Annotated in this window: 18 protein-coding genes; 4 read left to right on the forward strand and 14 right to left on the reverse strand. The window is 36.5% G+C overall.

All coding sequences use genetic code 11. The annotated features are described in order from the left end of the window. Positions 1–103: 103 nt before the first annotated feature. Genes IEV85_RS18745 through IEV85_RS18770 form a run of 6 tightly spaced genes read right to left on the reverse strand, consistent with a single transcriptional unit; the run spans position 104 to position 7135 of the window. On the reverse strand, positions 104–1402 hold the full coding sequence (locus IEV85_RS18745) for an O-antigen ligase family protein (RefSeq protein ID WP_188466354.1): 1299 nt from the start codon (positions 1400–1402) through the stop codon (positions 104–106). Positions 1403–1408: 6 nt separating this feature from the next. Next, entirely contained in the window at positions 1409–2515 is a 1107-nt protein-coding gene (locus IEV85_RS18750) for a glycosyltransferase family 4 protein (RefSeq protein ID WP_188466356.1), read from the reverse strand. Beyond that, a complete protein-coding gene (locus tag IEV85_RS18755; RefSeq protein WP_188466358.1) occupies positions 2506–3741 on the reverse strand; it encodes an MATE family efflux transporter in 1236 nt (411 codons plus the stop codon). The genes IEV85_RS18750 and IEV85_RS18755 overlap by 10 nt, the downstream gene beginning before the upstream one ends. Then, entirely contained in the window at positions 3729–5936 is a 2208-nt protein-coding gene (locus IEV85_RS18760) for a GumC family protein (RefSeq protein ID WP_188466361.1), read from the reverse strand. The genes IEV85_RS18755 and IEV85_RS18760 overlap by 13 nt, the downstream gene beginning before the upstream one ends. 11 nt (positions 5937–5947) lie before the next feature. Beyond that, positions 5948–6691 (reverse strand): polysaccharide biosynthesis/export family protein, encoded by a 744-nt coding sequence (locus tag IEV85_RS18765; protein WP_188466363.1) that lies wholly within the window; start codon positions 6689–6691, stop codon positions 5948–5950. Between the two features lie 9 nt (positions 6692–6700). After that, positions 6701–7135 carry a response regulator gene (locus tag IEV85_RS18770; RefSeq protein ID WP_188466366.1) on the reverse strand — a complete coding sequence of 145 codons (435 nt, stop codon included), beginning with the start codon at positions 7133–7135 and terminating at the stop codon, positions 6701–6703. 252 nt (positions 7136–7387) lie between these two features. On the opposite strand from IEV85_RS18770, the gene IEV85_RS18775 reads away from it, so the two are divergent. Together IEV85_RS18775 and IEV85_RS18780 are read left to right on the forward strand one after the other, a co-directional pair. After that, entirely contained in the window at positions 7388–7636 is a 249-nt protein-coding gene (locus IEV85_RS18775) for a hypothetical protein (protein WP_188466368.1), read from the forward strand. Positions 7637–7643: 7 nt separating this feature from the next. Further along, a complete protein-coding gene (locus IEV85_RS18780; RefSeq protein ID WP_188466371.1) occupies positions 7644–8225 on the forward strand; it encodes a pseudouridine synthase in 582 nt (193 codons plus the stop codon). 402 nt (positions 8226–8627) lie between these two features. Here the strand turns inward: IEV85_RS18780 and IEV85_RS18785 are convergent, their stop codons facing one another. The 6 genes from IEV85_RS18785 to IEV85_RS18810 form a co-directional block, all read right to left on the reverse strand. Next, positions 8628–9047, reverse strand: a complete 420-nt coding sequence (locus tag IEV85_RS18785) for a hypothetical protein (protein ID WP_188466373.1) — start codon at positions 9045–9047, stop codon at positions 8628–8630. 147 nt (positions 9048–9194) lie between these two features. Continuing rightward, positions 9195–14012 carry a PAS domain S-box protein gene (locus tag IEV85_RS18790; RefSeq protein ID WP_188466375.1) on the reverse strand — a complete coding sequence of 1606 codons (4818 nt, stop codon included), beginning with the start codon at positions 14010–14012 and terminating at the stop codon, positions 9195–9197. Between the two features lie 19 nt (positions 14013–14031). Next, a complete protein-coding gene (locus tag IEV85_RS18795) occupies positions 14032–15384 on the reverse strand; it encodes a sigma-54-dependent transcriptional regulator (protein ID WP_188466377.1) in 1353 nt (450 codons plus the stop codon). A gap of 264 nt (positions 15385–15648) precedes the next feature. Further along, a complete protein-coding gene (locus IEV85_RS18800; protein WP_188466379.1) occupies positions 15649–16173 on the reverse strand; it encodes a YfiT family bacillithiol transferase in 525 nt (174 codons plus the stop codon). Between the two features lie 236 nt (positions 16174–16409). Further along, entirely contained in the window at positions 16410–16883 is a 474-nt protein-coding gene (locus IEV85_RS18805; protein WP_188466380.1) for a DUF5362 family protein, read from the reverse strand. Positions 16884–17112: 229 nt separating this feature from the next. Further along, positions 17113–17805 (reverse strand): cyclase family protein, encoded by a 693-nt coding sequence (locus tag IEV85_RS18810; RefSeq protein WP_188466382.1) that lies wholly within the window; start codon positions 17803–17805, stop codon positions 17113–17115. Between the two features lie 221 nt (positions 17806–18026). Here IEV85_RS18810 and IEV85_RS18815 point away from each other — a divergent pair, with 221 nt between their 5' ends. Further along, positions 18027–19190, forward strand: coding sequence for a BamA/TamA family outer membrane protein (locus IEV85_RS18815; RefSeq protein WP_229712652.1), 1164 nt, complete (start codon positions 18027–18029; stop codon positions 19188–19190). Positions 19191–19245: 55 nt separating this feature from the next. Here IEV85_RS18815 and IEV85_RS18820 read toward each other — a convergent pair whose 3' ends face one another. Together IEV85_RS18820 and IEV85_RS18825 are read right to left on the reverse strand one after the other, a co-directional pair. After that, positions 19246–19716, reverse strand: a complete 471-nt coding sequence (locus tag IEV85_RS18820) for an SRPBCC domain-containing protein (RefSeq protein WP_188466384.1) — start codon at positions 19714–19716, stop codon at positions 19246–19248. 141 nt (positions 19717–19857) lie between these two features. Next, positions 19858–20436, reverse strand: coding sequence for a Crp/Fnr family transcriptional regulator (locus IEV85_RS18825; protein ID WP_188466386.1), 579 nt, complete (start codon positions 20434–20436; stop codon positions 19858–19860). Positions 20437–21061: 625 nt separating this feature from the next. On the opposite strand from IEV85_RS18825, the gene IEV85_RS18830 reads away from it, so the two are divergent. Beyond that, positions 21062–22255, forward strand: coding sequence for an MFS transporter (locus IEV85_RS18830; RefSeq protein WP_229712653.1), 1194 nt, complete (start codon positions 21062–21064; stop codon positions 22253–22255). Positions 22256–22434 lie beyond the last annotated feature (179 nt).

Below are 22434 nucleotides of genomic sequence, written 5' to 3' on the forward strand. Positions count from 1 at the left end.
AACACTTCCATGTTTTTTCCAGTTTATGGAATTTTTTCTACTTACTGAATAAGTATGAAAATAGTGAGAACAGTTGAAAATTCTAGTCTATTCAAGATACTCATTAAGAGATAAGAAGGTCAGGCCTTCTTTTCTTAAGGTGAATTTTATTAAGTGGGGTAAGTATGGTATTTTGTTTAAAGGAGATATAGATTATAACCAATTGATAAAATAAAATTCCATAATTAGATTCTCCGAAAATACCGAACTCGGTAAAGGAATTGATAAATAGTGGTATTAGTAAGCTCCTCAGCATAAGTTTCTTTTCTTCATTTTCTCCTGCTATTCCTTTGAAGGTGAATAACATTTGAAAAATGACTATTGTGATCCCGACAAATCCCAGATTCATCAGTACCTGCATAAAAGTATTATGCGTCATTTTTCCGGGATAAGTATGTGCACTTTGGAAATACTCTTTATAATCAATCCGCATGAAACCAAAACCGAGCATAGGTTCTCTTGGCAATCCTTCATTAATCAGGGCTGTCCAGAAAGGCAAGCGCCCAGTCATACTCATTACTTCTTCCAGCCTGCTGGTATCACCATCTTTCAAAATCACTTTCCAAACAGCTACCGGGGTAACAAGGAGCATTCCTGCAATAATAACAATTTTCAGTTTCTGGTTGCTGGATTGCTTTACATGATAACCTATTATAAGCAAGGCACCAATAAGAGAAGATCTTGAGCCTGTGGCATACAACCCGTAAAACAGAACAATTAATTTGAGGATAGTCCACCATTTTGCATGATTACGTTTAAGGTCAAAAAGTAAGCCTGCCACACCTAATCCCGCAAGCATTCCAAGCTCATTCGGATTCATCATATATCCTCCTAATCTGGCTTCTTCACCCCCATGGGTCATGCGGAAGAATGTGTCAGGATCCACCCACATCCCTACTACGAAAATCAGGATAAGAACATAGCAGGTATTTCCTAAGAGGTTATAAAGCCTGATTTGATGATCTTCAAAATACTCATCCAGTAAATACAGGCTTTTTATGAAAAAAAAGCAAAACACCAGTGTTTGACTGGTCATAAACCACTGTAATGCACTATAACCCACATTAGTACTCCACATAAAAGAAGCAAAGCCTAAGAGTAAATAGGCTACATATAGCAGCATAGAAAGCAGGTTGTTCCATTTTAAGGAATCTACTGCCCCATATTGAATAATCTTGCGGTACACCAAATAAGAGGAGAACAGCACTCCCATACGCCCCACCACCTTGATGGCACGTGTAATGAGTACATTTTCACTCCAGGTAAAAAAACAGGCCACCATTAAAAAGAGAATAATAAGTAAATAAATATTAATCTTCTTCAGAAATGGCCTGTGATTGATATGTACTGCTGTGGTTTGCATTATTTATTACCTGTATAGTTGATCAAACTCTTCAACAATAGAATCCCAATGGAAGCACTCTTCCACCATTTTATTAGCATTTATACCAATTTCACATAGGCTATTTTGCTGATGAATTGTATATAGGTGATGAAAAGACTCCAGTAAAGCATCCTCATCTTCAGAGGGAACAGTAATACCCGCGTTATAATCATTTACATAACGCCCAACATTTGTAGCATCACTTACTACACAGGGTACGCCCATATTAGCAGCTTCTAATACCGCTGTTGGTAAACCTTCATTACGTGAAGGGTGTGCAAATACATGCATTTTCTGCATCAGTTTGTCCTTCTCTTCTCCGTATTTGCTACCCCAAAGCACCACATTCTCTATAGCATTCTTTGCAATTTGTTGTTCCAGTGTTATGCGTTCATTGCTATCTCCTACAATCCATAATGTGGCCTGAGGTACGTCATTTTGAAAGCGCTTAAAAGCTGCAATAAGCAAATCTATTCCTTTAGTATAAATATCTAAACGACCTACAAAACCAATTATAAATTTGTCAGAAACTTCTGATTGCTCATTAACCAGTCCTTGAGTATACTCAAAGCCATATGGCAACAAGAACGACTTGTTATTTGCATAAATACCATGCAAACCTGCCACTTCGCTTTCTCCTATGGCATGTACCCGCTGGGCACGGTTTAATAAAGCTTTCTCAAATAACTGAAAATAGGCTTTCTTAGTCCAGCGGCTGCGTTGCATAGCCACTGTATTATATGCCCCGTGTGGTGTCAGCACAAAAGGAATATGGTGTTGTGCCATAAATCTTGAAATACTATAGTAAGTGGGTATCCAACCACCATGCAAGTGAAAAACAGCTTTTCCCTGCTTTTCCAATATAGCTGTCTTTAGTTCCTCATCAAGAAAAAAAGCGCTGGCTTTTGCCTTAAAAAGTACGGTAGTAAAATTACGCGGTCCATAGTTATGGGTAGTGTCTCTGGTGATTCCCCAAACAGCTACCTTACGGCCTGATTTGGCCTGCCTTGTGGCCAGCTGGTAAACTACTTTATTTACGCCATTCATTCTTTCAGGATTGGCTTTACCTAATATTAAATGTATTATCTCCATAACAAAAATTTATTTTTAACTAGAATGAATTGCCAAAAGCTTATTAAAATAAGCTGAGAAGCTATTAATCCAATAAGTGCACCAACCAGTTGAAAGTGCGTTAACATAAAGCGAAAACTAATCAGACTAAAAACGAGTGATAAAATGTAGCCCACAAAAAAGTGCTTATTAAGCACAAGGGCTCGGATAGCCAAGCGAACAGGATATCCAATAAAAATTATCAGATACAATACAGACATCCCTTTCACCAGGAAACCATACGTTGCGTATTGATCACCTCCTGCCCAAACAATTATGTAATCAGACAACAAAAAAACTGTAACCAATACCGAGGCAAACAAAGTAAGTGACTGAACACTTAGCCTTTTCAAATACTGTTGAGCGGTTATGCGAGACTGTGTCATTAAGCGTGCTGTTTGAGGTAAAGCATAATTTTCGAACGTCTGGAAAAGAACGTTTAATACACCAAACAATGACTGTACCAACCGAAAAGCACCCAGTGCTGCTACACCTAAATACATGCCGGAAGCTACCACAAATAGGTTCCCAGACCACCATTGAACCATTGCAGAAAGAAATAACCACTTGCCTTGTTGGTAATGTAACTGTATATATTTTTTCCAATTGATGGAAAATTTCCAGGATTTGAACGATGTAGCCAAAGCAAAAACAAGTGCGGGAATATAAGATAATGCCAACAACTGCAATAAAACGATGAATGACCAGGAGGTGAAACTGGCTATCAGTAACATACCGCTTTGCATAAGAGCTAAAAGTATATCAAGTATTACTATTTGGCTAATTTGCTTTTGTGCCAACAAACTTTTTCTAAAGAAGTCATGCAACATGAATCCAAATGCATAGAGCAATAAAGCTTCTTTGTATTGAGTATAATCGTGCAGAAATGGAGTTAATTTGAATATACCTTGAGTTACCAGTAAAAGTACTAACACACAGCTCAGCTGCAACACAGTTACGAAAAACTGATATTTTCTTTGCTCGTCAACTTTACTCAGCATTACCTGGTAGGGCTGAATTACCAGGGAACTTACCAGGCTAACAGCCAGGTAAATGCCCAGAACCCATCCGGCAAACAATCCAAATAATTCCGGGGCTACCAGCCTTGCCAGTAGAATAGTTACCAAAAAGCTATTGCCGCTAAATATTGCCTGATCGGCTAATGCCTTGAATTTAGTCGATTTATAAATTTTCTTTATAGTTGCCATGATAATTCTTTTGTTGCTTTAGTACGTTTAAATAGTCGCATAAAAATCAATTTTATCTCTCTGAAAATGCTTGGTGTATAAGCATACCTGTTCAGCAAAAAATGCATGTTGGGAAGCTTGTATTCTTCCTTTAGCAGGTCTACTTCCAAAACTTTTTTGGCAGGTGTTAAGCGGGCATCAAGCACCACCATATTCACATCCGCCAGTGACATCATTAATAATGACATCTGGCTGCCGATGTTACCATTAAGCGCCAAAGTAACCTGAAAATCACTTGAGACACGCCTTAGCATATCACTCAACCTCTCTTTAGAGTAGCATTTGTACCGGTTATCATTCAAAGAAAGGTAGCTAATCAAATCTCCAAATTCATGTACTTCACCCGGAGTGCATTCAGCAATTCCCAAAGTATTATCTACATCTATCAGCAATACTTTCCTGCCTTGCCTGGCTAGTGCTTTTGTTAACTGTAAAGTATTAAAAGGAGCTCCGTCCTGTGCCTTGAAAGAACTTAGTGTCATGAAGTACTTATCACCCATAAGACCTTTTATTTCCAGCTGAGCTGTTAATTTTTGAAAATGCTCAAATATGCTATCACTTGTCTTGAGTTTTGGTGAAAGTGCAGACAAAGGGATCATTGAGCGACTTTCTATAGTGCGTTTATCGTTTACTTTCGCTTTTAATGCATGTACTACAAAAATGAGTGCTAAGGCACCAAACATTCCCAGCATAGCCGAAACAATCTTAATTATAGGCTTATTTGGTGAAACAGGCACTTTAGGTACATTGCCTGGTGTAATTACTCTGTGGAAAGCTATTTTGGCTGCCTGCGCTATTTCAGCTTCAATTTTTTTCTCATTTAAATAATTGTAGGATTGCTGATAGATCTGAAACTCACGGTTTAATATGGTAAGCATTTTCTCGTTTTCGGGCACTACTTTAAAAACTAATTCTGCCTCCTCAATATCAGCTGTTAAATTATCATACTTAATTTGAAGGTTGTTACGTGTATTAGAGATACTCTCAATAAGATAATTCTTAAGGTCTTCTATTTTGTCGTCAATAATCTTAACACGTTCATCTTCTGTAGTATAAACCAGCAAAAGATCCATTTTCTCTGCTTGTAATTTCTTAATATTTTTAACTATTTCAGTTGAAAGCAGATCAGTAAATGCCTCAAAATTAGGTGCCAGTTCCAGAAACCTATCAGCACCTTCTTTTACATATTTTTCCAATTCCTGGATGGCATCGAGCCCCATCTTTAAATTGGTTTGTTGTATTTTTAGTTGAGATATTTTACGCAGGTTGGTTTCATTTTCCTGAAAAATGTTAGTGATGCCCTTCTGGTTTCGGAAATCCTGAATTTTGTCTTCAGCATCTGTAAGTCTTTCATTAACAGCACCTATTTGATTTTCAAGGAAGTTTACTGTTACATTCGCTACCTTATATTTGGAATCTATATAGTCATGAATATAAATTTCAGCAATTTTATTCACCAGTAATGAAGCTTTTTGAGGTACAGCTGATTTAGTTGTGATTTTAATCACCGCAACATCTTTATCAACCGCCATAATATCCAGGTCTTTCTTAATCATGCCCATGAGTTTGTTTCGACTAATTAATTCAAACTCATAATGGTCGGCTACTTGCAGGTAAGGGTTTCCCGCAAGCAGTACTTCATTTCTCCTTATCAGTATTTGCCCCTTCTCTAGTTGAAGGGTGTCTCCTATTTTTCCTTTCCTTAAACCTTCGTGGGGTACATTTACTGCATAGCTTCCGTCCTGGGCTACTTTAACATCAAATTTTTTATCAAAGTACTGCTCTCCCACATTAAATTTCTCCACCAAAAAAGGTGATTGATCATATAGTTCTACCGAGCGAATTTTACCTACTCTATAAATTTCTACATCAAAATTAAGCTCATCAAGTACTTTGTTTAATAAAACCTGAGACTTAAGCACCTCAATTTCACCGGCTATTTTGTTAGATGTAGCAAATACATCAAAGTCCTTAAACAGGTTACTATTATTAACTCCTTCAGAAATATCAGCCAGTTTAAGAGTAGTAGTACTCTCATACATAGGAGTCACATAGTTGAGGTACTTGGAGGCCACTACAAATCCTATCATTGTAGCCAAAATGATAAGCGGTAATCCTCGAAAATACGGTCTTAATATACCTAGATGCTCTTGCATGATTTTTTAATTTAGAGTGCGCCCATAAATATGGCTGATGCTGTTAAAGCAGTGGTTAAAGGAATAATATTGGAAATTCTTTTATCAAACTCTTTATAGTGTTTTGAAGGAACCACCACCACATCTCCCGGAAGAATCTGGATATTCCTGCTCAGGTAATCATCCGGTTTGGAAAGATCTATATTGGCTACATGCACATTTGGCCCTACCTGTCGCAATACTTTTACATGTTTGAAGTTAGCATAAAACTCAAAGCCTCCACATTTAGCCACTAAATCCAATAAGGTGCTGTGGTCACGATCTACCGTAATTACTTTAGGATCACGCACCTCACCTAAAACCGTAATTTCTTTATTAAGCACTTTCACATCTACTATAGGCTTCACTATCCACTTGGAAAAAAGTGTTCTGAGTGTATCCTTTAACTGAATAGTAGTACTACCTTCTACAGCCAGAGTTCCTAAACGAGGGGCTTCAATATTGCCTTCTGCATCAACCATTAACCACTTTCCATACACTTCATTAGAGTTATAGATGCCATATAATGAGCCTACGCCTAACTCATCCTGTCCCCATACACTGATGCTGATTTTATCACCTTCTCTCACCTGGTATTGATAGTCAGGATTATAGTAAAAGATACTATCCAAAGCCTCCACTCTGTTGTCTCCTTCTTTTTTGGACTGGCGAAACAAATTAGGCGTGCAGGAAGCAAGGCTTATAATTAAAAAGAAACTGCTGATAAGATAGCGCATGGTAATCTGTTAAAAGAATTGAAATATTTTTTTTAAGATGGTAGGCTTGGAACGATCTAAAAGATCCCTCACTTCTGAAATTTTCAGCAATACCTGCTTTACTTTCAGCTGATCATCTTCACCTTTTTGGATGTAATCAAATGCACCGTGCTTTAGCGCATCTACAGCAGGTTTAATTTCCTCCTGAGCTGACACCATTACTACATAAATATCAGGATTGAAGCGTTTAATTTTTTTAAGCACCTCATATCCGGTGAGGTTATCCATGTTATAGTCCAGAAAAATCACATCTGGCTTTTCATTTAATTGTTGCAGGCAATCAAAGCCACTGTTGAAAAGGTTAATGTCATTGTAACCTAAATTTTCCAAATGTTGGTGGAAAACATTCTGATAAAAGAAATCATCATCTACAACAAAAATCTTATACTGTTCTACTGGTTTCATAATAGTGAATTTTATATTTTCACTACACCACCCGAAAACAATACCACTATGTTAAAATATTGATTATCAATTATTTAATTATTAATAAAAATATAAAAATTCCATTTTAAAAAACACTTTTCCAAATTCTGGAATTACAAAAAAACGTCTAAAACCGAATGAAAAGAGGATGTTTCGGGTAAAAAAATCACTCTTTCCACTACAGCAAACTAATTGAACTTATTATCTTGCGGCCTCTAAAATATAACCTAAATGTTAGACAGACTTTTTTTAAATAAATTAACAAAGACAGGAAGACGTAACTATTGGTTCATACAAATAGGGCTGGATATAGTTTTTATTGCCTCTCTTTTTCTGTTTTTTGAGTATGACATGGATTATTTTGCTAATGAAGGGTATTTACCTGTACTTGCCGGAGTTATAGCTTCTTGTGTTGTTTCAGGAGTCATCTGCCTAAGTTTTTGGAAAAAGACAGATGGAGAGGATGTTTCCAAATTATAAAGATTGAATGCTACACCAGCAGCACTTTATCCTCCATAAACCCTACGGTTATTTATCGCAGTTTGTGAATAACCAGAATAGAAGGAAAAATAAAAAGCTATTAGGTGAATTATATAATTTCCCGGAAAACACTATGGCAATTGGCAGGTTGGATGAGGATTCTGAAGGGTTGTTATTACTTACCACTGATGGTAAAGTAAGTGAGCAGGTACGGAGTAAGAAGGTGGAGAAGGAATACTACGTTCAGGTGGATGGCATAATAACAGAGCAAGCTGTGGAAGCACTAAAAGGTGGGGTTGAAATTGCAATAAGAGGGAAAAAGTATACCACACTACCTTGTAAAGCTAGCCGTTTAAATCCTGCTCCGGTATTTGAAGCACGACCCAAAAAAGTAAGGGATGAGCGACACGGACCCACCAGTTGGATTAGCATTACTATAATAGAAGGAAAATTTAGACAAGTGCGCAAGATGACAGCCGCTATAGGTTTCCCTACGCTTCGCTTGATTCGTATGCGAATCGGAGACATCAAAATCCATAAATTTGAAGCTGGAAAAGTAATTGAAGTAAGTGAATTTACCAGTTTTTAAACAGCTTGCCCAATCTTTCAGATAATACACTTCATTTTCAAATTATCTGATTAAAATCCTTTCTACCACCTTAATTATTGCCTCCCTATTCCTTTATAATCGGCAAAAAATCATTATAATTAATGAGAGTAGTACCCAAATGCAGCTACATCTGCAAGACATTAATAACCTCTTAGACATTCCGATAAAGGAGAAGCCGCAGCAAGTAGACGTGCCCTACAATAAAACCAATCAACTATTACCAATTATTTTACTATTAATTTTCCTTGATTCTTTACCTAACCCATCTAAAGCCAGTTCCTGCTGGTTTCCATTATTATAATACAATCTGTTTTCTCTCCAACATGAGTTAAAAGAAAAACATCCAGTGCACCATCCTAATATAATCGACCTAGGCAACACCTAAGCTTTTCCCATATGACGCTTATAAAAATCTCCTTCATTAATATATAACTGATTTGCTTGTTGATCATCTGCTACAAATAAATCTGTATCATTTTCCGGATCAACCCAGATAGTACATATAGCTTTACCATTTTTCAGAAAATCAGGAGTGATGTCATATATAAAACTCCCATTCTGTTTTTTAAAATAGCTGCTTTTAGTCTGCTGATAGTTATCAGAAATAATCAAATCTTCAAAGCCATCATCCGTAATAACGAAAGTTGTGCTATCATGAATTGGGGTTAAAGCTACATTTCGCTGAACAGTATCATTATTATGCGGAACGTATATATTGAAATATGTAGAAGACTCTCCTCCTGCCCAAGCTTTCATTACAACAGCCAGGTTGATCATTAATATTAGGATTAATCGTTTCATAAGCATATCCTTTTTTATTTACATTACTGGGTATGCCAAAACTATTCCTATATATATAAGATACTGATTTACAGTTTTTTTAACACTCATTTATTTGATAAAGATTCCGAATACTAAACTAGCATTCCATTAAATGGAATAAAAAACCTAATCCATGTTAATTTTTTCAATACGTAGCTGTTCAACTACTTGCAATAAATGATCACACACCATTTTTACTGACTGCCGAAGCGAGATATCGGTATTATGAGTTAAAGAAAATTTTTCCAGTTCTCTGATAGGAAGCTTAAGGCTGCTTATGCCCATATTGTCAATGCTAGGTTTCATTCTATGTGCTATCTTATTGATGCGGTCAATATTTTCATTTTGCAAAGCCTCTTCAAAATCTTTAACAGCCTCACTGGCACTATCAGTAAAAACATTTAACATCCGCTTCACGAACTCCACATTACCTCTACTTAAAACATGTAGTTGGCTCAAGTCATAAAGCTTCTGTGACTTTTCTTTTTCTTCAAAATTTTCTACCGGAATTTGCTTTATTTTCACCTCATCTTTGATGTACTTCAGAATCGTCTGTACAAAATCCTTTTCATCAAAAGGTTTAGTAATATAATCATTCATGCCAATGGCTTTGCTGTGTTCAATTTCTGACTTAAATGCATTGGCGGATAAAGCAATAATAGGAACATTACTTTTTAATTGATTTCTAATAACCTTTGTTGCTTCAATTCCATCCATCTCAGGCATCTGGATATCCATTAATATCAGATCGAACGTTTCTTTTTTTAACTTATCAATTGCAACTTTACCGTTTTCTGCCTCTGTAATATCCACATTGAGGAGAGATAGTGTGTTGGAGGCTACTAATCGGTTCATTTCATTATCTTCCACCAGCAATATCTTTACTTTTTTAAGAGATACGTGCTCTTTAATTGCAGTTTTTTCAGCTACATATCGCTGATCTCCCTTAGGTAATGCTATCCTTATCTCTATTTGTGTGCCTTGCGCCTTCTTACTTTCAACCTTGATTTCTCCTTCCATCAAATCAACCAACTCCTTTGTAATTACCATTCCTAAGCCTGTGCCACCAAATTTGCGGGTAATGCTGGCATCTTCCTGTTGAAACTTATGAAATAATTTATGCATATATGAGGCTTCCATTCCTATACCTGTATCAGATACAGTAAATATTAACTCCTGCTCAAAGTCAGATTTTATTCCTCCTTTCACTGTGATAGAAACTTTTCCTTCTTCCGTGAATTTTATAGAATTCCCTGCCAGATTAATAAGTATCTGTTTTAAACGAATTTCATCCCCCGTAAAGTAGCTATACAGATTAGGATCTGTATTAATCTCAAATTGAATTCCTTTTTCATTGGCAGGTACTTGCAGTATGGATTTAACATCCATGAGTAATTCATTAAGAGAGAAATGACGGGTTTCTAATTGCAGCTCACCAGCTTCTATTTTAGCAAGGTCAAGTATATTGTTAATAATTTGAAGTAGGTGCTGTGAGGCTCTGCCTGCTCGAGAAACGTTTAACTTTTGTTCTTCAGATATATTGGTTTCTTTACCAAGCTCACGGATCATCCCGATAATTCCATTTAAAGGAGTCCGAATTTCATGGCTCATATTGGTGAGAAAAGCTTCTTTAGCTTTACTGGCCTCTTCCGCCAGTTCCTTTGCCAACTCTAAACTCTGAATGAATTGATTCCTCTCAAATGTGGTATTTACCCAACGTGAAAGCAACAATACAAATTCTTTCTCACTTTCATAAAAAGAACGCTCTTTAGGTACTGAAGATGAAAAATTTATGGTACCGAATGTTTTACCATCTACAATGAGTGGTACCCCAATATAACTCTCCAGTTTAAAGTTAGTGTAGCATGGGTGCCCTTTATACTCAGAATCCGCCATATGGTCTATAGCTACCAATGAGTAATTTGAAAGAGTAATATCGCAATAAGTATTTCCCAGTTCAAAAACCATATCATCTTCTAAAACTCCGCTTGAAGTATGTTGCACCATCACCTTGTAAGTATTATTTGAGGCGTCAATTTCACTGATAATGGCTACTTCCAATCCCAGGTATTCCAAACCCAATTGGAGTGCCTCCCTAAGCTGTTCCTTTACAGTTTTGTTGGACAGTGCATTGATTTCGTTTAAAGCTTTCAATGCTTTTTGCTGACTTACGAGTTGTTCTTCAGCCTCTTTGATCACAGTCATGTCCTGAATCATAGAAAGAATAAGTTTCCTTCCATTGCTGTCTTTATAGGTTACTCCATTTAAAAGTATCGGGTAACGTGTACCATCCTTTCGGATATATTCTTTCTCGAATGGACCATAACGCCCGTTTTTTTCTAACAATGTAAGTTGAACTACCTCTTCATCTTTATACTCTATTGGAGTAATATCCCAATAAGACAAGGCCTTTAGTTCATCTTTAGTATAGCCCATTGGGTAAAGTAAGGCATCATTTACATCAATAAACTCTCCGGACTCATAATCATTAAGCGCTATTCCTACAGGACTTAAGTCATAAATACTCTGAAATTTATATACGTTTGATTTAAGCTCATTCTCCAGGTTTTTAAAGTTAGATATATCATTATGCGTACCATACATCCACTGTGCTTCTCCCTTGGGTGTCCAGGAAAGCACCTTTCCCCTATCCATCACCCAAATCCAATGGCCTTCTTTATGTTTCATTCGGTACTCACATTGGTAAAACTCAGTTTTTCCATCAAAATGATTATTCATTGCAATTTTACAACGGCTAACATCTGAAGGATGCGTAAGCTTTTCCCATATGTTAAAATCATGTGGTTTTAGTTCATCCAATGAATAACCTGCAATTTGAGCCCATTTTTCATTAAGAAGTATTTCACCGGTTCTTACATTCCACTCCCAGGTGCCTAGATCAGTTCCTTTAATAATATAGTCAAGCCTTTGACGCTCCCTTTGTAAATACTGGGCTACTTTCTTTTCTTCAGTGATATCAAGGTGAATTCCGATAGATCCGACTATATCTCCTTTGTCATTATAATTGGGAGCTCCACTAATAAGCCACCATTTAGCATGACCGCTTTTATTACGTACCATAATCTCGTAACTATCTGAAACCTCTCCCAGTCGCTCTGAATTTTTTTGACTCATAAATTCCCTGTTAGTCTGTGGGAGAAAAATATCAGAAGCCTTCCTTCCCTGCAGATCCTCAAGCGAAAAGCCTGACATTTCCTCAAAGCTCTTATTGCAAAACTGAATAATATCTTCTTTATCAACCTCCAGCAGCCCCAAATTCATATTGGATATAATATTACGGTACTTAGCCTCCTGGATCTTCACTTGAAACTCCTTTACTTTTCTTTCACTTATATCTCTTGAGTTAGCAATAACAAAACCCTCATCTCTAATTTTCAAGTATTTAACAGTCACTTCCACGGGAAAGCTTTTTCCGGTGGTCTGATTAACATTTTCGCCTTCAATAGTAATAAAATCCACCTTTTTAAGCTCGTTAACATGATGTTCCCAGGCTCCTTCGGGTTTAAATATATTTTCTATTTCTCTTACGTTGTAGTTTTCTATATCCTCAGGCGGAATTCCTAATCGTTCACTTGCTACCTCATTTATGTAAAACAATCTGCCGCTTTCATAGGCTACCTGTACTGCATCGGATGAGCTTTTTAATAAACTCCTGAACAATAATAGTTGATCATTAAACTTACGAACTTCTATTTCCGCTTCCTTTTGCGGAGTGATATTGGAGAGATAAACATTGATATGTTTTCTTGTTTCTGAAAGCGCAATATTAACCTGATAATATATATCATGATGGATTAGTTCTATTGTTTTGCTGACATTTACATCATCTATTTGTTCAGCTAAATGCTTAAATATCTCCTCCACCAGGATGGGCCTACCCTCATAAATAAATTGTTCTATTGGCTCCGCAGGTTTGTTTTTTAATAAAATTTTTCCCTCACGATCAATCCTGAAGATGGGGTCAGGAGTTTCCAAAGCAAACAAAGCCATTTCACTCAACTCATGCGTATAATGTGATCGCTCCAAAGCACTATTGATGTTGTTGGCAAAACTTATAAGCAATAAAAGTTCTTCTTGTGGCCATTTTCTCTCGCGGGTACAGTCATCATACCCTACAAAGCCCCAGAATTTGCCTTTGAAATAAATTGGTAACAGTAAAACAGAAAGAATGCCTTGCTCAACCAATAGTGCTTTCATAGCAAGTTTGTCATCTAAATCTGATACTATGGCTTCAAAGGGCCTTTTAGCCAGTAAATCGGGTAAAAAATCTTCAAAAATCTCTAGAGGTACATTCTGTAAATCAGGATTATCAATCTGAGGGGCTACATTATCCCTGGACCACTCGAAACGTTGGGAGGTAAGTGCTTTTCCATCAACATTACTGTTCTCAAATAAATAGGTACGGTCTACATCAACTGCTCTCCCCATTAATGCCAAAGAATTCTGAATTGCTTCATTCAAATCAGTATTGTTCAGAAGTTCTTCTGTAGCCAAGGCAATGCCTTTTAGCATCTGTTGAGCCCTAAGCAAACCCTCTGCATTCTCTTTTCTTTGAGAAATATCCCGGAAATCCAGGATTAACAATTCAACTCCCTCTTTATATTTTAAATTGATAGCATTGAATTCCAGATATTTGTAATTCTTTGTTTGTGTTAAGAAAGACAGCTCTATTCCTGCGGTATAGGCTTCGTTAGTGCATATCTGAAAAGAAGATTGCACACTTTTATAATGCTTGGGATGGACGTAGTCAAAAAAGTTTTTACCTTCCAAAGATTTGGCGGGGAAACCTAGCGTATCCGTAACCGCCTCATTATGAAAGCAAATTTCACCATCATAATTTACTACCATTATAATATCTGAACCATCTTCTACTACCGAGCGGTAGAAGCCACCCTCTTTCAGGAATTGATTAATTGACTTCATCCTTTTTAATGATAAACTATTATTTATTTGTACCTACTTCACCAGATTTTATCATATTGTAAATAGTAGACTTTCCTACATCCAGCTTTTTAGCTACTTCTATTACATTATTATTATATTTATTCAGGAAGAAACTAATGATATCTGAATTGTACTCCCGTAATGTTTTTTCAGTAGCTGTAAATAGCTCATCTGCTTTAACAGTATGAAAAGTGATATCATCATCCGTCAAAGTGACACCATCACTCATTACACAAGCCAAATCAATAATGGCCTTTAGCTCCCGCACATTTCCGGGAAAATTGTATTTCATGAGCTTGTCCTTTGCCTCATTACTTATTATAGGAGCCTTTTTAAGTTTATTCTCTTTTGCATATTCATCAATAAAATACTTTGCCAATATCAACACATCCTTATCACGATTTCTTAATGGAGGAAGCTCAATGGGCAAGCCCACAATTCTATAATATAAGTCTTCCCTGAAGTTGCCCGCTTTCACCTCATCTGCAAGGTTTTTGTGCGTGGCTGTGATAATACGCGCATCAAATTTTATTACTTTATTACTACCAATCCTTACTACTTCTCTCTCCTGCAAAACACGCAACAATTTACTCTGATGGTTGAGATCAAGTTCACCTATTTCATCAAGAAATAAGGTACCTCCATTTGCTGCTTCAAATTTGCCTTGCTTTTGGCTTATGGCCCCTGTAAATGCCCCTTTTTCATGCCCAAACAACTCGCTCTCCACCAATTCCTTAGGAATAGCGGCCATATTTACAGCTATAAAAGGTTTCTTTCTTCGCTCACTATTAAAATGTACAGCGCGTGCTACCAATTCCTTTCCGGTACCTGTTTCACCCGTAATTGAAATGTTAATATTAGAGTTGGCCGCTTTTTCAATTTGCCTAAAAGTCTTTTTCAAGGCATCACTTTGGCCTACTATACTGTTTTCGAAGGTATACTTCTGTTCCAGTTGTTCTTTCAGATGCTCTACCTCCTTTTTAAGATTGCTATTCTCCCGAATCTTAATGATACTGCGCCAAAGTAAGTCTTTTGCATGCTCATCTTTAATAATATAGTCAGTAGCTCCAGCCTTTAACAAACTAACAGCTACGGCAATTTCCTCCTGGCCACTGATAACAATTACCGGCAAATCTGGTAAACGGTTAAGAATTTCCTTCAATAATTTATTACCATCCATATCCGGAAGACCATAGTCAATACAGACAACGTCTGGCTTTTTATGTATTTGAGAAAGGCATTGCTGAGCCTCTGTAAAAAGAGACACTTCATAATCCGGATTCAGGGTAAGGTGATGTTTTAATAGCTCACCGTACCAGGGGTCGTCTTCCACTAAGTAAATCTGAAACATATTTATGGTTGAATATAATACAGAGTAATATTTTTAATAATTAAATTTGTAATTGTAACACTTGTAGAGTTTTTTTCTCTTTAATTATTTGTAGATAAGCCACCTTATAAGAAAATATAGCTGCTCATTACCGGAAAGAAGCTCTTAATAAGTATATTTTATAAGATAACTATAAATTATTTACTTCCAAAGCATTACATTATATACTGACGTAATGAAACAACCATTTGATTAAGTATTTACACAGATTTTGTGTATCTCTTACTATTCCTTTTTCGGCTTTAAACTGACAACATGAGCCAAATGGTGATTACAATGCCATGCATAAAGTGCAATGTTTTCTTCCAAAGAAATTTCTGTTCCATGTTCAGGGTGCACAAAAACTTTTTTTAATTGTTCAGCCGTAAGGCTTTTCAAGAGTGTAGTCCAACGTGCGTGAAGCCCTTCCAGTATTTGTAATGCTGGTTCTATTTCCATCTTACTATCCGGAAGTTCTGCCCACCTGTCCTCAAAATAAGGTTTAATAACAGGTTGATCCTCTGTAAGCGCTAATTTAAAACGCATTAGACTGTTCATATGGCTATCTGCACAGTGGTGAACAAGCTGCCGGATTGTCCAGCCTCCCGGACGATAAGGTATATTAAGTTGTTCGCTGTTTAAATGCTGCACTTCATTTCTCAGCCTTACCGGAAAGCTGGAAATATCAGTAATGAATTCATCAAGCATTTCATTGGTATAACTACTTTGCTTTTGGAATGTACCAATGGGGTATTGGAGGGAGGTTGACATTTTAAAATACAATTATATTTACATATAAAATAAAGAGGCTTTCCTCAATAGATTAACCTTTGGACTAATTTTTATATATCAAATTCATTAAAGAAGAAACGGTAATAAAACTCAACCCCACCACAAAACGATATTCCGTAAATGGACTATTGGATACTATATCGATTATTGCTATCACAAGCAAGACGAACTATGATAATAAAAGATAACACAATCTTTCTTATATATAGCCATACTTAAAACATCATAGCTCCCAATACTCCGAATATAAACATCAATGCATATAAACCCAGAATGATAATGGTGAAAATACCCCAGAATTTATAAAGTGATTTTTGATTTTTGAAAGCTTCTGTTAACGCCTCGCTATCTTGTCTTTGGATAGCCCCTTTTGATTTCTCTGAAAACTTATAAAGGTATAAGGAAGGAAAAAAATATAGCACACCGATTGTAATATAGATGAACGCAAAAACGAAAGAAAAGGCAGATGGCATCATTCCTACTTCGAATTGCTGCTGATAAATGAGAGGCATAATACTACTGCTGAAAAAGCCAAACACAACGGTAAGTGCTGCCACAATAAAGCCCATTATAGCAAGAAATTTTGTCCATTTACTGGTTTCTTTCAAATAAACCAGTGCTACATCTGACACAGAAAGTTGAGGTCTGCCTGAGTTATAATTTTCGGTAGTAGAAAAATTTTCATCCATTTTTAGGGAGTTTAGAAGGTTAGTATAAGGTTAAATATGTATGATTTAGGCAGACAAGATACAATAAAATTTAAATAAACCTACAGGGAGTCTTTAAGCCCATTTATCACATTCTAAATTCTGCTAATTTATATGAAATCTAAAATTAGATTACACCACGGGCAATCATTTCTTCTTGAATTTCATACACATACCACTGATTCACGTGTAATTGCCTAATAGGCTCTATTTAATCAAAAATTGCTACAGCCCTCACTGGTGAACCTGTTCCTCCCCGTATTTTTAAAGGCAACCCTATAAATCGAAAACGGCCTCTTCCTACCAATTGATTAAGGTTAATAAGGTTTTCGTAATGTGTAAAGCCGAGTTCTCCACATATTAAATGTACTTCTTTATTACTCACACCAGAAACTCCCGGAGCCATAGTTTCCACTCCAAAAGCAGCAATTTCCTTTTCTCCTAAGTATCGACAAGCAGCTGCACTAATTCCCGGCCCCTTTATCCAATTTTCTGTACCAAAAGCCTTACGGTAATGATCGGTATAAATTAATACGGTATCTCCTTTCCGGATAACAAGCTTAGCTTTTATGCAAGCTTCTTCTATTTCCTCCGGTTCAATCAACTCCCTTATGCTTTTATGAGAAAAATCAAGGCAAATGCCTTCTGTATAAAACATACTTAGAGGCATTTTCTCAATCGATTGGCCAAAATTCAGCCTGCTCATATGGTTCAATGCATCTACGTGAGTACCTGTATGCTCACCCATTTCCAGTTTATTAACTGCCGGGGAAACAGTTTTAGCATTTAACAAGCCTTCCCACTGTTCATGGGAGGCATGCACCTGAATATGAACAGGGGGAAGTCCTTTATAAACAGGCATTCCGTCAAAAATTTCCTGGCTTAAATCGATAATCTCAGGCATATCAATTGTTAGTGATGGTATTCGATTACTGTTAACTCTTCAATATAAAGAAAATTTGTTCTCTTAATTCACTGAACAATTTCTAAATAGTATAAATTACAGTAGAGGGTCTTCCTTTTGACTATTGTTTTTAACAGCACTTTGACAACTTTAATTGTATATTTAAGTTATTACGGCTGCTATTACGATAAAAACTATCATTTATTAAACCTTAATTTATTTTGCCACTATTCACTATTGAAAAAAATTCCTTAAAGCTTATTTTCTGTTTTCTAGTTGGCCTGTGTTTTTATCTACTATCCCCTCCGGCTAATAGTCAGGGGATTTTCAAAAAATATTGGAACAACTTTGCTAACGATACCACAAGTGCTGCCGACTCCAAGTTCTTAGTTTATCCTGTTGTGGGCTATGCTCCTGAAACGAGTTGGGAAATAGGGCTCAGCTCTCTTTTTGTGTACTATTCAAAGAAGGACACGCTTAACAGGCTAAGCGAAATAAATGCTTTTACATTTTTTACCCTGGAAAATCAATACGGACTTTACCTGGACCATGCCATTTACAGTGATAAGGACAAATGGTTCTTCTTAGGTAATTTACGCTTTCAAAGTTTCCCACTTTTCTATCATGGTATTGGTATAGATACCCCGAAAGACTATATTGCCAGAGTAGATGCAAATCAGATTATTCTTAAAGAAAGAGTGCTAAGAAAGATTTACAAAGATCTTTTTCTGGGGTTGGAAATAGATTATCAACGATTAAGCAATGTTAATTTTATTACTGAAGGTAATGCTACCATTGATCTACCAAGAGGAAGTGAAGGCACTAACAACCTGGGCTTTGGGCTCGGCATTGTTAGAGACAACCGACATAATGTGCTTAATGTGAGAAAAGGGTTTTTCTCGGAACTGGCTTTTTTACATTACAACACCAGTTGGGGCAGCTCTTATGACTTCACTTCTGTTGTGTCTGATACTCGTATTTTCAGGCCGATGGGTAAAAACAATGTGCTGGCCGCTCAGTTTTTAGGGCAATTTAATTTTGGAGATGTTCCTTTTAATCAGCTTGCCCTGATGGGAGGAGAAAACATGATGCGCGGGTACTACAGAGGTAGGTATCGTGATAATCATCAAATTGCAGCTCAAGTGGAATACAGGTTTTTACCAATTCCTTTTAGTTTTACTGACCGCATTGGAGCAGCAGTTTTTGCAGGGGCAGGCTCCGTATTTGATAAACTTCCCAGCTTCGATATTTCTAATATTGTCCTTTCCGGTGGGGCAGGATTACGCTTTCTTTTATTTCCTAATAAAGATGTTTACACACGGGTTGATATTGCTTTTACCAGAGAAGGGCCTGGCTTCTACATATTTGTTGGTGAAGCTTTTTAATACTTCAAAAAAGTAAGGAAGAGTTTATGAAAATCCTCCTTCCCTTTAGTTAGAATTAAGGTTTAACAACATTGAAGGCAGATTCAAGAACTTTCGCTTCAGCTAATTCCCTGAGTTTTTCATTCATTTGCTGAAAGCCTTTTAATGTATTATTGTCCAACATATTGCTAAAAAGCGGCACTAAAATCCCTTTGAATTTTTCGCTTTGCACCAAAGTAGTGGAACCATCTTTATGCGCTGTTAAAAAGAAAGCATGTTCGCCATCAAACAACCCTTTTACCCACAGATTGCCTAACCACTTAAATTCTTTCTGAGGCTTAAAAGCCAATACTTTAGGTTTAAAAGTCATGCCCTTTGCGCCAGGAGGTTCAATACGCACCTCTATATTGTTCCCTTCTTTCACTTCTCCTTTAACGGATTTAATAAAAGGATTCCACTGAGGGTACTTCTCAAAATCTGTTAATATATCCCACACCGTTTCAGATGAGGCTTTTATCCGGATACTTGTTTCAATTTGCTTTGTCATTATCTCATCATTTTGTTGAGTCAAAATTGAAACAATAAGTGCAAAATGCGCTTGACAAATATCAAGAAATGAGCATTATTGGAAAGAAAAAATAAGAACGAATATTAATCTTGCGAATTCCACGTGTCAAAATAAATAACCTTACACACGTGAAAGTTGTTTTTTCCTGATTCTGCTGAAAGTTTCAGGAGTCATACCAAGCAGTGAAGCTATGTATTGAAGCGGGACCTGATTAAAGAGTTCCCTGTTATTTTCATAGAAGAACTGATAGCGGTCTTCAGCCGTCATAGAAAGATGGCTAAAGATCCTGTCTTCCATAACGGCAAAACATTTGGCAATAAACATCTTCTCCAGCTTATGCCAGTCCCTCACCTTTTCTTCTAATTGCTGATAATCACTTTTGTAGATTGTGAAAAAGGTAACATCCGTTAGAGCTTGCATAGTCCAGCGGGAAGGTTTGCCAAAAACCCAGCTGGAAAGATCAGTGATGAAGGAGCTTTTATCGGAAATCCACTGGGTAACTTCTTTATTTTCTGACTGGCTATAAATGCGTACTAATCCGGATTTTACAAAACTGAGCTTATTGCATTGCAGCCCTGATTTTAGGTAGAAGTCACCCTTTTTCAGGTGTTCAGCTTTAAATAATGAAGAAATAACAGACAGTTCCTCATGTTTTACAACCCCGAAATATGCTTGTATGGACTTTTCCAGTTCATTCATACTTTAAAGTTAATGATTTTAACTTTTGATTCCTTAATCTTTTTTCTTGACAAAAAAGATAGAAAAAGTCAAGACAAAAAGATGCTTCTACCCTACAAACTTCCCACGCCCGCCTTTTTGTCGGCCCACGCGCTTTCATCCGCTTGGGCGGATGAGTTGTTATACATCATGCTGGTATATAAAGCATTTTGTCCTGCAATATTTGCATTGGTTTTACATAAATACATTATCAAAATAATAAATTAGTCTTTACTATTTAATAGGCATGAGTCCGATTTTGAAATTAACCTGAAGCTGTAAGAGAACGTCATCTCGGAAATTTTCTTTTTACATTTTAAAAAAAAGAAAATTATCCGTGATCTCATTAATATTTAGCATGAAATATGCCATTGGTCGGCACAAGCAGGATAATTAAGATTTTTGAAAAGGTAAGCCTTAATTTTTCCAGCCTCAGCGGGAACGGTTTCAATAACAATCGAACTCATTTTATAGCTTATTAATTAGCTTCCATATTTATAATTCCAACAGTTACTTATAACATTTTTAGCTAGTTTTACCTCTTACTAAAGCAATTTATCAAACGAGATATATAATCGATATTAAACTCTCAAACTTAAGTAATAGATTGAAAAATGTTCTTGGACAAAACTATAAGATTAATAAGCAAATACTGCCTATTATAGTATTAGCTCAGTTTTGCTGTACCTCTGTTTGGTTTGCAGGCAATGCTATTATTAGTGATTTGATTGTTAATTTTGATTTAGTTTCCACCGCATTAGGTCACCTCACATCCTCCATACAATTGGGCTTTATTTTTGGGACTTTAATTTTTGCTTTATTAGCCATTGCTGATAAATTTTCCCCTTCAAAGGTATTTCTCTTTTCAGCCACAATAGCCGCTGCATTAAATTGTTCAGTCACTTTTCCTGGTAACTCCTACCTAAGTCTAGTAGGTTTACGCTTTTTAACAGGTATTTGTCTCGCAGGAATTTACCCGGTGGGAATGAAAATAGCTGCTGATTATTTTGATAAAGGCTTAGGCAAATCCTTAGGATTTTTAGTGGGTGCTTTGGTGTTAGGTACAGCATTTCCTCACTTGCTGAATAGTTTAGGATCAGACTTTAACTGGCAGTATATCATTTATGCCACCTCGGCCTTAGCTTTTTTAGGTGGCTTGTTAATTTTTGCTTTCGTACCTGATGGGCCTTATCGAAAGTCAGGTCAGGGGCTTAAAATCGGTGCGCTTATTACAGTTTTTAAACCTAAAGCATTTCGTGCGGCAGCTTTTGGCTATTTTGGCCACATGTGGGAACTGTATACTTTCTGGGCTTTTGTGCCACTCCTGTTACTCTCACATAGCGAATACAATGGCTATGAGCCTAAGAATATTTCACTTTTCTCTTTTGTTATTATTGCTATTGGAGCGCTTGGCTGTGTATTGGCTGGTTATTTGGCTGAAAAATTAACTGCCAGAAAAGTAGCCTTTTCAGCTTTATCCCTTTCAGGAATTTGCTGCATATTAATTCCTGTGGTATTTCTTTATGCCGGTTCTACTACATTAACCGGCTTTTTGGTGATTTGGGGAATTGCTGTTACAGCCGACTCTCCCTTATTTTCGACTATGGTGGCGCAAAATGCCATTGCCGAGTTCAAAGGAAGTGCCCTTACCATTGTAAACTGTATCGGTTTTGCCATTACAATAGTAAGCCTTCAACTGGTCAACTTCCTGAACATATACTTTGAGCTATATTATATTTTGCCAGTTTTGGCTTTGGGGCCATTCTTAGGGTTGTTTTACAAGAAAGTTGGAGAAAAATGATTCTTAATTACATTAGTACAAAAACAATACTACCTATCTAATTTGACTCTAAATAATGACTCATTCATAAATATTTTGGGAATTAAATTTTCTTAACGATATTATTTAAAGAATTTAATGTAATGTTTCTTGCATTTATTAAAATTTTTCTTGATTTTAAATTATCAACGCGGTTAAAG

Origin of the sequence: Marivirga lumbricoides (assembly GCF_014636295.1) — a bacterium.
Classification (GTDB): domain Bacteria; phylum Bacteroidota; class Bacteroidia; order Cytophagales; family Cyclobacteriaceae; genus Marivirga; species Marivirga lumbricoides.

What these genes read in the sequence shown, in the direction of transcription:
- IEV85_RS18745 (WP_188466354.1), bottom strand. Translation starts at nt 1,402, where the DNA reads ATGCAAACCACAGCAGTACATATCAATCACAGGCCATTTCTGAAGAAG.
- IEV85_RS18820 (WP_188466384.1), bottom strand. Translation starts at nt 19,716, where the DNA reads ATGACAAAGCAAATTGAAACAAGTATCCGGATAAAAGCCTCATCTGAA.
- IEV85_RS18780 (WP_188466371.1), top strand. Translation starts at nt 7,644, where the DNA reads ATGCTACACCAGCAGCACTTTATCCTCCATAAACCCTACGGTTATTTA.
- IEV85_RS18760 (WP_188466361.1), bottom strand. Translation starts at nt 5,936, where the DNA reads ATGCAAGAGCATCTAGGTATATTAAGACCGTATTTTCGAGGATTACCG.
- IEV85_RS18795 (WP_188466377.1), bottom strand. Translation starts at nt 15,384, where the DNA reads ATGTTTCAGATTTACTTAGTGGAAGACGACCCCTGGTACGGTGAGCTA.
- IEV85_RS18755 (WP_188466358.1), bottom strand. Translation starts at nt 3,741, where the DNA reads ATGGCAACTATAAAGAAAATTTATAAATCGACTAAATTCAAGGCATTA.
- IEV85_RS18770 (WP_188466366.1), bottom strand. Translation starts at nt 7,135, where the DNA reads ATGAAACCAGTAGAACAGTATAAGATTTTTGTTGTAGATGATGATTTC.
- IEV85_RS18785 (WP_188466373.1), bottom strand. Translation starts at nt 9,047, where the DNA reads ATGAAACGATTAATCCTAATATTAATGATCAACCTGGCTGTTGTAATG.
- IEV85_RS18775 (WP_188466368.1), top strand. Translation starts at nt 7,388, where the DNA reads ATGTTAGACAGACTTTTTTTAAATAAATTAACAAAGACAGGAAGACGT.
- IEV85_RS18750 (WP_188466356.1), bottom strand. Translation starts at nt 2,515, where the DNA reads ATGGAGATAATACATTTAATATTAGGTAAAGCCAATCCTGAAAGAATG.
- IEV85_RS18800 (WP_188466379.1), bottom strand. Translation starts at nt 16,173, where the DNA reads ATGTCAACCTCCCTCCAATACCCCATTGGTACATTCCAAAAGCAAAGT.
- IEV85_RS18805 (WP_188466380.1), bottom strand. Translation starts at nt 16,883, where the DNA reads ATGGATGAAAATTTTTCTACTACCGAAAATTATAACTCAGGCAGACCT.
- IEV85_RS18810 (WP_188466382.1), bottom strand. Translation starts at nt 17,805, where the DNA reads ATGCCTGAGATTATCGATTTAAGCCAGGAAATTTTTGACGGAATGCCT.
- IEV85_RS18825 (WP_188466386.1), bottom strand. Translation starts at nt 20,436, where the DNA reads ATGAATGAACTGGAAAAGTCCATACAAGCATATTTCGGGGTTGTAAAA.
- IEV85_RS18790 (WP_188466375.1), bottom strand. Translation starts at nt 14,012, where the DNA reads ATGAAGTCAATTAATCAATTCCTGAAAGAGGGTGGCTTCTACCGCTCG.
- IEV85_RS18765 (WP_188466363.1), bottom strand. Translation starts at nt 6,691, where the DNA reads ATGCGCTATCTTATCAGCAGTTTCTTTTTAATTATAAGCCTTGCTTCC.